Genomic DNA, 11,097 nt, shown 5'->3' with positions numbered 1-11,097 from the left:
CTTTCTATTTCTCCTTTTCTTTGCCTGCCCGTCTTCGATCGAATGAGCTGTCATTGCCTGATCAAACATTTTGGAGAAATCATCTATAATGCAAAAAACTTCGACTATATTTGTGAACATAAAAGTGGTGTTTTGTTTGTTTNCTTATTGTTTATCACAATATAAAGATACAAATAATTCGCCACTTTTCCTAATATAATCACCTCTATTTTAGTCCATTAGAGCAAATATTCACCTCTGGTTTTTGTCTCTTTTCTTAGGTCGAACTCACGTTATTATAGAACTTCTATTAAAGTATACGCCTCTAAAACCCAGTACCCTTTCTCACAGGACGTACAAGCCCCCTTTAGGGGGTTTAGGGGCTTACCGTTTCCACGGCCTCGGGCTTCGCCCTCAACCAAAGCAACCGAACACTGCGCTAATATTTGTAAAACAGAGTGTTATCAAATCATATCATCGGACCAATGCGACCCAAAGAAGGCCTATTTTATACCTATTCTACTACAATGTGCTAGGTATATTAGCAAAAGTCTCTCCCGGGAGGGACTCTAGTCTCTCGCCATATAAACTCCAGTCCCTCCCGCGAGAGACTTTTTTTGCTCGGTATACTAACTTTACGTTCGACCAATATGAAGCTTGAAGAGGTAAGAGAGTACAGCAAATTATTTTGCATAGTACAATGAAAGAGGCAGCATATACCTTTCCTGCCATCGGTGTATTTCGGTAGAATATGGGTAATTTTGCGGTTCATTTGATGACGCAATTGTTGAAGCAAAGGATATATGACACAAAAGCATTGGAGCGGTCTTACAGCTGCTCAGGTAGAGGAGAGCAGAAGATTGCATGGTAATAATGTGCTCACTCCTGTAGAGAAAGAATCGGTTTGGAAGAAGTTCTTTGAGAAGTTCAAAGACCCTACAATTATCATCTTGGTGGTAGCGGCCGTACTTTCGTTAGGCATATCTCTCTACGAAGTACTAGGGCATGGGGCAGGTGCAGATGTGTTCCTGGAGCCTTTGGGTATCGTGGTAGCAGTCTTATTGGCGACTGGGTTATCCTTTTACTTCGAGCAGAAAGCAGATAAAGAGTTTGCTATCCTTAATAAGGTTAATGATGACGAACCGGTTAGAGTTATCCGAGATGGTCATACTATTCAGGTGCCTAAGCGAGACATTGTAGTAGGGGATCTGGTAGTGGTCGAGACGGGCAATGAGATTCCTGCCGATGCCACGCTCTTGGACTCTATGTCGCTTATGGTCGATGAGTCGACGCTTACGGGTGAACCTATCGCACCGAAGTTTGCCGATACTCAGCTCTATGACAAAGAGACTACCTTCCCAGTCAATCATGTGATGCGTGGGACTAAGGTGATGGAGGGGCACGGACTGTGTGAAGTATTTGCTGTGGGGGATAGGACAGAGAATGGCAAAGTATTTAAGGCAGCACAGATAGACCAAAGCATACGTACTCCGCTCAATGAGCAACTAGATAGGCTGGGCAGCTTGATTAGCAAACTAGGGTACAGTATCGCAATTCTAGTGCTCATCGGGAGGTTGACCATCTACTTCACTAGCATGGGTAGTTTTGAGTGGACTAGTTTCGTTACTTCCTTACTACAGTCCATAATGATTGCTGTGACCGTCGTTGTCGTCTCTGTGCCAGAAGGATTGCCTATGGCAGTCACCCTCAGCCTAGCGTATAGTATGCAGAGGATGCTCAAGACCAATAACCTTGTCCGCAAGATGCATGCATGTGAGACGATGGGTGCTACCACTGTTATCTGTACGGATAAGACAGGTACGCTTACCGAAAATCAGATGCGTGTCCATGGTACACAGTTTTTGGGGCTAGTGGATCAGCGGTTGGCAGACGATGAAGCCAGCCTATTAATCAGGGAGAATATAGCACTCAATAGTACTGCTACAATAGATGAAACGAAGGAGGGAGAGCCAAAGGTATTTGGCAATCCTACTGAGGGGGCGCTTCTCTTGTGGTTGTACCAACAAGGGGTCGACGCACAGTTGCTGCGCCAAGAGGTGGAGACTATCCAGCAGATTCCATTCTCCACTGAGCGGAAGTATATGGTGACGGAGGTTCACTCAGCCCTTGGCAAACGCATTGTGTATGTCAAGGGGGCTCCTGAGATTGTCTTTGCACTCTCCGCTCATACTGAGGGCGGGGTAAGTAAGGAGTATATTGAGGAGCAGTTGCTGGGCTACCAGTCTCAGGCTATGCGCACCCTTGGCTTTGCTTATCAAGTCTTAGAGGATGGCGAGGTCGGTATAGTTGATGGCAAGCTCGTGGCTACAGATCTTACCTTCCTTGGTTTCGTGGCTATTGCCGACCCTGTTCGGAGTGATGTGCCTAAGGCAGTAGAGGAGTGTCTCAATGCTGGTATCCATGTGAAGATCGTTACAGGAGATACTATTGCTACCGCTCGAGAGGTAGCCCGACAGATACATCTTTGGACTGATGGAGATACTGATGCGCAGATTATTACAGGACCAGAGATAGAGGCGATGACCGATGAGGAACTGGAGCAGCGCATAGGGGAGGTCAAGGTAGTGTCTCGTGCGCGTCCATTGGATAAGCGTCGTCTGGTAGAGGCACTCCAGAGAAATAATCAAGTGGTGGCGGTAACGGGTGATGGTACCAACGATGCCCCAGCACTGAAGGCTGCACATGTGGGGCTTTCGATGGGGGATGGAACCTCTATCGCCAAGGAAGCAAGCGATATCACTATTGTGGATAACTCCTTCTCAAGTATCGGAAGAGCCGTAATGTGGGGGAGGTCGCTGTATCAGAATATTCAGCGTTTTATCCTTTTCCAGATGACGGTCAATGTGGCAGCCTGTCTGATTGTATTGGCTGGTGCATTCTTGGGCACTCAATCTCCACTGACCGTTACGCAGATGCTATGGGTCAATCTCATTATGGATACTTTCGCAGCTATGGCACTTGCCTCTTTACCTCCATCGGAGCGGGTGATGAAGCGCAAGCCGCGTAATCGCAATGCGTTTATTATCGACAAGCACATGGGGAGCATTATCCTCGGGGTAGGCGGTTTATTCTTTGTACTACTCCTCGTATTGCTATATCTATTCCAGTATGCTGAGGTTACGCGTATGTCGGACTTCCTTAGTCTAGAGATCAATCAGGACTTTGCCGAATTGAGCCGCTACGAGCATAGCCTATTCTTCTCCCTATTTGTATGGATGCAGTTTTGGAATATGTTCAACGCACGGGCTTATGAGACAGGACGCTCTGCCTTTCACTTTAAGGGCGCAAGTGGCTTTGTGTCTATCGCACTTGTGATAGTACTAGGGCAGATACTCATTGTTACCTTTGGAGGCGATATGTTTAGTGTAGTGCCCTTGAGTGTAGAAGACTGGATAGTAACTCTTGTTGTTACCTCTCCAATATTACTTATAGGAGAGATTACCCGCCTCTTCAAGAAGAAGTAAAAAGACAGAGTAAGGGTATCCCCATTTGGATTGTTTAACTATCCAAATGGGGATATTTATTTGTAGAATAGGATAAAATAGATAGCTTTGTGCACTATGATTATCACGAGGATAGCAGTTTCTATCATCGCCCTTTGTGCTGGTGTTGCAGCGATGGCTCAAGAGGTACAGGAGCTATCGCTGGCAGATACGTTGAGAATAGATAGGAGCGTGCTTATCGCGCCCAAGACAGGGGTAGAGAAAGCAACCATGAAGTTGGTAAAGCCACTCAAACTAGAGGGACTGAAGCCGCTTGATATACCTCGAGTACTCAGTTTTGATGGTAGTCGATTGGATAGGGAGTTGCAGATTAGTGGGCTCAGCTCTACCTTGGAGATAGAAGTACCACGGACACTCGAGACTACGCTGGGCGAGGTGATGTCGCAAGAGTTTCATATTACACCGAATCTTTCTATTAACTCTATCATTGGTGCACCGTCACAGCTCCCATTTATTCCAGCACAGACCCCAGGATTAGTAGCCAATATCGGAGCCAGTTATAAGGTCAATGATTGGATGAGTATTGAGCCCTCTGTTGTAGCTGGGCAGCTGATGGGCTCTCGGTTTGTGGCACCATCGGTGACTGCCTCTTTCAATATCTCCGAACGGTTCAAAGCACAGCTACGTACTGGGCTAGCTCTAGGGCAAAATGCTTATCAGCCTCATCTCATGCACCAGTCGCTCAATGCCAGTTTGCGACTGCAATACATCACCCCAAGCGGTGTCTTTGCATACGGAGAGGGGTTTGCCGCTCGTCAGAAGCTCTTCGCTAATCTCAATCAGATGCCTATGCTTACCGGACCTTACGCATACGGCTTTGGTGGAGGGGTAGGATATAATATACCTGGTGCTGGTCCTATTAGCGTGGGGATAAATTATAACTATAACCCCTTTTCTCATCGGATGGAGCCAGTCGCTTCTGTCAATCTCGTGGGTGGGATAATCTACCTCTTCCAGCTTATAGGCAAGGCTATCTCGGGAGACTAGGCGGCTATTACGAACACTTTATGGCTAGAAATGGTTATATTTGTAGCTCATAAAACGTGAGGAGATGATATGAAAGAGACTGGCGAAGAAGGGCGTGTACTGGTGCCGATGAAGTTGGATGGATTTGGGAGCTCGCAGAGTTCGCCCGATGCTATGGTGCTACTGTTGATCCCCGTAGAGGATGATAAATATCGTTTGCCTAATGGTGAGCAGATGATATATCCTGTAGGAGTGGCACCTGCTGTGGCTCCTATCTATTTTGCCAAGCTTACTCAGCTTTATGAGGGTATGAATGACACCCTTCTCGAGATGAGCAACTTCTATGAGCTGATGAGCGAAACAAAGCTTCAGACACTACATATCTATCAGGGTAAGTCGGGTGCTCGTCCCTATCTGGTCTATAGAGATAAGAATGGGGAAGAGAATAGCTTTAGAGTCTCTCTTCCCAATGGTATTCTAACGGCAATGAGCCATAATCTGCCCATACTTGTGGAGCAGAAACTCCTTGAGTCTACAGCATCAGCAGTGAGGGTGAATAGGGGAGAGCCCACTAGTGCACCTAATGAAAAGAGGGGCAAAAGTATCTCTCCGGCAGACATTGGTAATGAGATAATAGCGGGAAATAAACCTGAGAGTCCTATGGATGAGGACTTGAAGCGTGCGATTGCCAACTTCTCTCCAGAGGAGCATTCTCTGCTTCGTGTGTTGGCTATAAAGAACGAAAACTACGAGTGGGCTGCGGTGCTAAAGGAATTGGAGGATAGAGATGAGTGATATCCGAGAATTGTTCGAGCGGAGGGATGATATTACCCATGAACCATTGCTATCGCTAGAGTTTGAGAAACTCCAAGGTTATGGCGTGAATGGTAAAGTAGTGGGCATGGATATGGTATTCCAGAGTGTAGGCTCTAAAGAGAGCTACCAATTGGATATTGCTATTCCCAGAGCTTTGATAGGGCAATATAAACTGATGATCCAGGCAACGATGCTCAGTGTGAAGCTAGATATCGATGCGATAGAGGACTATCAGTCGGTCGTGGGAATCTATCTGCGCAATGTGATACTTCGTCTTGGGGAGTCGGGAAAGACGGAAGCATGGGTTCATACTTTATCTGACTTTGGCGAGGTGGCATACTATCGGCTCCCTGAGCATTTGGCAGTTATCTTTGCTTTCACCCAGCATCTGCCCATACTTGCTGAGGAGCGAGTGATGAGGCGTAAGTCGTTGGCCAATGCCTTACAGGCGGTGAAGAAATACCTCGATGTTGATGCTCCAGATCAGTTCGACTACTCAGAGATTCTGCTGATGTTGATTAAGCAGGAGGAAGACAACGAAGCTTTAATCTCTGAGCTAACCAATGAGGAGCTCGCACAATCGCTCTCCCGAAAGGATTTGGAGGAACTTCGAGAGCAGGTGGTAGCGCTCGAGAAGTACGAGTGGGCACAAAGGTTTACTGATATTATCAAAATGAAGGAAGATGAAGAAGCATAAACAAGTAACCGAGGAGCCCCCCTACTTTTTTGAGCCAGACCTACTGCTTACCCAAAGGTTGGGCGAGGAAGAGGCGAACCATGCCTTCCGAGTATTGCGGCTCAAGGCAGGGGATGAAGTTTATATCACTGACGGCAGAGGGCATCTCTATAGTGCTACATTGGTGGGTTCGTCGGTAAAAGAGCCCGCTTTAGAAGGCGTACAGTTGATAAATGAGCTACAGCTCTCACGCCCACGGCTCGAGCTAGCAATAGCACCTACCAAGAATATTGAAAGGATAGAACTCGCTCTTGAAAAGCTAACGGAAGTCGGCTTGGAGCGGCTATCACTTGTGATTACCGATCGCACCATTCGCCGGAAGGTCAATATGGAGCGTATGGAGCGCGTCATGGTATCTGCGATGAAACAGTCCGAGAAGCTCTCTACCGTTGAATTACGTCTGTATGGTTCTATGAAGGAATATCTCCAAAGCGACATCTATGAAGGGCGATTTATCGGTTACTGTGGAGCGCAGATGGAGAAACGATACATCACGGAGCTTTTCCGAAAGGGGCTTGATACTAGCTTCCTAATCGGACCAGAGGGAGACTTCACCCCCGAAGAGGTAGCTCTAGCTATGGCAAAAGGTTTTCAGCCAGTTGCCCTTGGCGATGAACGCCTAAGGACAGAGACGGCTGGTATCTATGCGGGCATGGTGCATCATATACTAAATTCTAAATAAGTATGGCATATAATATTGATAAAGTAAGGGCAGACTTCCCTATATTATCTACGACTATAAAAGGCAAGTATCCATTGGTTTACTTTGATAACGCTGCAACGGCGCAAAAGCCACGGCAGATGATAGATGCTGAGCGGGAGGCATACGAACATCGTAACGCCAATATCCATAGGGGGGTACATACCCTTAGCCAACAAGCTACAGCAGCCCACGAGGAAGCAAGAGCACATATTGCTCGCTTCATCAATGCTCGAGAACCCGCCGAGGTGCTATTCACCAGAGGAACAACCGAGGGTATCAATATGGTAGCGAGTATCTTTTGCTCAAGCCAGATGCAAAGTGGCGATGAAGTCATCGTCTCTGGGATGGAGCACCACAGTAATATTGTACCTTGGCAATTGCAAGGCGTATCTAGAGGTATCAAGCTTAGGGCAGTTCCTTTTACCCAAGAGGGGGTTATGGATATGGAGGCGTTCCGAAGTATGGTGAGTGAGCGCACCAAACTCGTTTCTATCTGTTACGCATCCAATGTAATGGGTACGATCAATCCTGTGGCGGAGGTGGTCGCCTTCGCTCATAGTAAAGGGATACCTGTACTTATCGATGCAGCCCAAGCTATTGCGCACCGTAAGATAGATGTGCAGGCGTTGGATGTAGACTTCCTCGCTTTCTCTGGGCATAAGATTTATGGCCCTACTGGAATCGGAATTCTCTATGGCAAGAGGGAATGGCTTGATAAGCTGCCACCTTATCACGGAGGAGGAGAGATGATCCAGCATGTAAGCTGGGAGGAAACCACTTACAATGAACTTCCCTATAAGTACGAGGCGGGCACGCCCGATTTCATTGGCAGTGTCGGGCTCTCTGCTAGTATCAAATACTTAGAGACACTCGGCATGGATGAGATCTTACTACATGAAGAGGAATTGCTCCGATATGCCACTGAACAAATGCTACAGATAGAAGGACTAAAGATATATGGTACAGCTCCTCAAAAGGAGGCCGTGATTAGTTTCCTCGTAGAGGGCGTCCATCCGTACGATTTGGGAGTGTTGCTCGATCAGCAAGGGATTGCTATCCGAACAGGTCACCACTGCGCACAGCCACTTATGAAGAGCCTTGGCATCGAGGGTACAGCTAGAGTAAGCTTTGCTCTTTACAATACGAAAGAAGAGATAGACTTATTCATCAAGGCGCTCCGTCGCGCCCTAGATATTCTGAAATAACAGAGCGAACAATAGGAGCAGAAAGTCCCGCATCGGTCATCTATCGGTGCGGGGCTTTCTGTTCCCTATACTTTCAAGCCTTTTAATAGGACGGTCGTGCTAGAGCAGGTAATCTACTTGTAGTCTCAATGTATTGATACCAGATTTTCCAGCGTTGGAAACTTATCTTTCCAACGTTGGAAAGATAAGTTTCCAGGGAGGGAACGATACCTTTCCAATATTGGAAAAAGAAATGGAATGTTATGGTATTCATGAAAGTAGTACACAGTTTGTTTGTTATTCCTGTTATTGTATACACTTCTTTTTTGCAATCCTAAATGTGTACACACCCTGAGGGATGATTCCAATACTAGCCTCCCGACAACTCATTTATAGCAAGGCTAATCATCAGGTGTTGGCGATGTTTTAGCCTGAGAGGTTTGAGGATAAGAGTAATGTTTCCTCGACTAACTACAGTAACCCTTATAAGAAGGAGTATTTTCAATTCTATGAAGAAGGATATGCATTGGTAAATGAAACGCTGTTGGTATTCACATTTTACCCTCAAGAAACGAGACTAGATTGTAGGGCGAGAGGGTACGAGCCATTTTAGCTATATCGCCTTATTTTGTTACCTTTGTAGAAGTTTTTGAGTGGGTCTTACATCTGAGGTGTAAGGCTTGCTCCTTTTCGGTTGATAATCAATAGATAGGAGACTATATGAATATATCATTTTCGTGGTTGAAGAAGTATGTCGATTTCGATCTAACTCCCGATGAAGTAGGCAAGGTGCTTACCTCTATTGGCTTGGAGGTAGGTGGCGTAGAGGAGCGTGAGTCCGTACGTGGCGGATTGCGAGGTCTGGTAATAGGTAAGGTGCTTACATGTGTAGAGCACTCCAATTCTGATCATCTCCACGTCACCACCGTTGATATCGGCAGTGGTGAGCCACTTCAGATTGTCTGTGGTGCTCCTAATATTGCTGCGGGGCAGACTGTTGTGGTCGCTACGGTAGGGACAGTACTCTACGATGGTGATGAGAGCTTTACCATTAAGAAGGGTAAGATCCGTGGTGTGGAGTCGGTAGGCATGATTTGCTCAGCCAAGGAAATAGGTCTCAGTGGTGACCACTCTGGAATTATGGTGCTTGAGGAGGGCATAAAGCCAGGTATGCCTGCTGCCGAATATTTTGGTATTACAAGCGACTATGTAATAGAGGTAGACATTACCCCTAATCGTGTCGATGCTACTTCTCACTACGGTGTAGCACGAGACTTGTATGCTTTTCTCAAGACACATGGTTACAGTACTGCAATCCGTAAGCCAGAATGCCCCAAAGTGGAGGCTACGAATGACGAACCTATAGCGCTATTTCTCGATGCTCCAGTAGCCGCACCAAGGTATATGGGTGTGGTGATTAAGGGTATGAAGGTGGCAGAGAGCCCAAAGTGGCTCCGTGATGCTCTCGAGACCATCGGACAGCGCTCTATCAATAGTGTAGTAGATGCTGCGAACTATGTGCTATTTGAGCTCGGACAGCCTCTGCATACTTTCGATTTATCCAAGATTCAGAACAACGAAATCCACGTGCGTCTTGCCGCTGAGGGAGAGCGCTTGATTGCTCTTGATGGAAGCGAACTCAAGCTTACCGATAAGGATCTTGTTATCGCTGATGCGACCAAACCACTTTGTCTAGCTGGTGTAATGGGTGGTGCAGACTCGGGGGTTACGATGGGAACCACCGATATGTTCCTAGAGGTAGCTACGTTCCATCCTACCTATATCCGCAAGAGTGCAAGAAGACATGGGTTCAATACCGATGCCTCTTTCCGCTATGAGCGTGGTCTAGATCCTGCTCAGTTGCCAGAGGCAATGCAGAGAGCAGTAGCCCTTATCACAGAGCTTACAGGAGGAAAGGTCGAGAGTAAGATATACGATGAGTATCCTGAGGTGCAGAAGCCTTATGAGGTAACGCTCACAATGGAGAAACTTCATCAGTTGACCGGGCTAGATATTCCAGAGGCAAAGGCTATAGAGATTCTGGAGGCACTCGAGATTAAGGTGGTGGAGAATAAGGCAGGCAAGCTCGAACTACTCGTGCCACGCTACCGTTTTGACGTTACTCGTGATATAGATGTGATTGAGGATATCCTCCGTATCTATGGCTATAATGAGTACCCCGAGGATGAGAACCTCCGCAGTACGATTAGTGTCAAGACGCCTACAGATATAAGTGTGGCGATGCAGAAGCGTATCAGTGAGCAGCTTACTGGTGCAGGTTTCAATGAGATTCTCAATAATTCTCTATCCAGCGCAAGTTATTATAAGGAGGAAATCGCCTCGGGCAAGGCTGTGCAGGTGATGAATCCTCTTTCGCAAGACCTATCTACCATGCGCATGACCCTGCTTCATGGTGGTCTAGAGGTCATTAATTACAACCTCAATCGTCAAGCCCATGGTCTGCGACTCTATGAGTTTGGCAATACCTACCGTCGTGCTGAGGAGGGGGAAAAGACTGTCCTTGAGGGGTATAAGGAGAGCTATCGCCTGGGTATCTGGATGACTGGCGATGCCGAACCTACCCATTGGGCATGCGCTGAGTATAGTGCTAGTGTATTCGAGCTGAAGGCTATTGTCCTCAATATCCTCCGTCGTATGGGGCTTAGTGAGGGCGAATACTTCGTAGAGCGTGCCGATGATACCACTGGCTTTGAGGCGGCTGAGCGAATAGCTCTAAAGGGTGGGGCAACGATTGCTACATGGGGACTTGTGGGTCAGGAGACCCTCAAACTTCATGACATAGATGTGCCCGTCTATTTTGCAGAGCTCGAGTGGCGACCAATCATGGAGCGTATCCTCCGAAAGGACATAAAGATGAAGAGCATTGCACGCTTCCCTATGGTGAAGCGTGACTTCGCTTTGCTGATAGATAAGAGCATTACCTTTGCGGATGTAGAGGCTACAGCGAGGAAGGTAGGAGGTAAGTTACTCAAAACGGTGACCCTCTTTGATGTCTACGAAGACCCAAAGCACCTGCCAGAGGGCAAGAAATCGTATGCAGTGGCGTTCGGTCTGCAAGATGCCGAGCAGACGCTCTCCGATAAGGTGATAGAGAAGACGATGAATAAGATTTACGAAGCGCTCAATAAGCAGTTGGGTGCTACACTAAGATAATTTACACACACAAGT

7 protein-coding genes and 1 pseudogene are annotated in these 11,097 nt (G+C 47.0%); 7 read left to right on the top strand and 1 reads right to left on the bottom strand.

Features of this window, described 5'->3' with window-relative positions; genetic code table 11:
- Window positions 1-120, bottom strand: a pseudogene (locus A3GG_RS13825) (IS982 family transposase); the annotation flags it as partial.
- A 662-nt stretch (window positions 121-782) separates the two neighbouring features.
- Between A3GG_RS13825 and A3GG_RS0104585 the strand changes: the two are divergent.
- From A3GG_RS0104585 to pheT, 7 genes are all read left to right on the top strand, one after another.
- Window positions 783-3,464, top strand: coding sequence for a calcium-translocating P-type ATPase, PMCA-type (locus A3GG_RS0104585; RefSeq protein WP_018358148.1), 2,682 nt, complete (start codon window positions 783-785; stop codon window positions 3,462-3,464).
- A gap of 96 nt (window positions 3,465-3,560) precedes the next feature.
- Window positions 3,561-4,490 carry a hypothetical protein gene (locus A3GG_RS0104580; protein ID WP_018358147.1) on the top strand — a complete coding sequence of 310 codons (930 nt, stop codon included), beginning with the start codon at window positions 3,561-3,563 and terminating at the stop codon, window positions 4,488-4,490.
- Window positions 4,491-4,559: 69 nt separating this feature from the next.
- Window positions 4,560-5,264 carry a hypothetical protein gene (locus tag A3GG_RS0104575; protein ID WP_018358146.1) on the top strand — a complete coding sequence of 235 codons (705 nt, stop codon included), beginning with the start codon at window positions 4,560-4,562 and terminating at the stop codon, window positions 5,262-5,264.
- The gene (locus A3GG_RS0104570; protein ID WP_018358145.1) at window positions 5,257-5,982 is read left to right on the top strand and encodes a hypothetical protein; all 726 of its coding nucleotides are present in this window, start codon (window positions 5,257-5,259) and stop codon (window positions 5,980-5,982) included. The genes A3GG_RS0104575 and A3GG_RS0104570 overlap by 8 nt, the downstream gene beginning before the upstream one ends.
- A complete protein-coding gene (locus tag A3GG_RS0104565; protein WP_018358144.1) occupies window positions 5,969-6,703 on the top strand; it encodes an RsmE family RNA methyltransferase in 735 nt (244 codons plus the stop codon). Before A3GG_RS0104570 ends, A3GG_RS0104565 begins: the two co-directional genes overlap by 14 nt.
- A gap of 2 nt (window positions 6,704-6,705) precedes the next feature.
- Complete coding sequence (locus tag A3GG_RS0104560) at window positions 6,706-7,929, top strand: aminotransferase class V-fold PLP-dependent enzyme (RefSeq protein ID WP_018358143.1); 1,224 nt, start codon at window positions 6,706-6,708, stop codon at window positions 7,927-7,929.
- 699 nt (window positions 7,930-8,628) lie between these two features.
- The gene (gene pheT / locus A3GG_RS0104555) at window positions 8,629-11,082 is read left to right on the top strand and encodes a phenylalanine--tRNA ligase subunit beta (protein WP_018358142.1); all 2,454 of its coding nucleotides are present in this window, start codon (window positions 8,629-8,631) and stop codon (window positions 11,080-11,082) included.
- Window positions 11,083-11,097: the final 15 nt, after the last annotated feature.

Origin of the sequence: Porphyromonas levii DSM 23370, assembly GCF_000379925.1 — a bacterium.
GTDB classification, from domain to species: Bacteria; Bacteroidota; Bacteroidia; order Bacteroidales; family Porphyromonadaceae; genus Porphyromonas_A; species Porphyromonas_A levii.
This window is presented reverse-complemented; position numbering and strand designations above follow the sequence as displayed.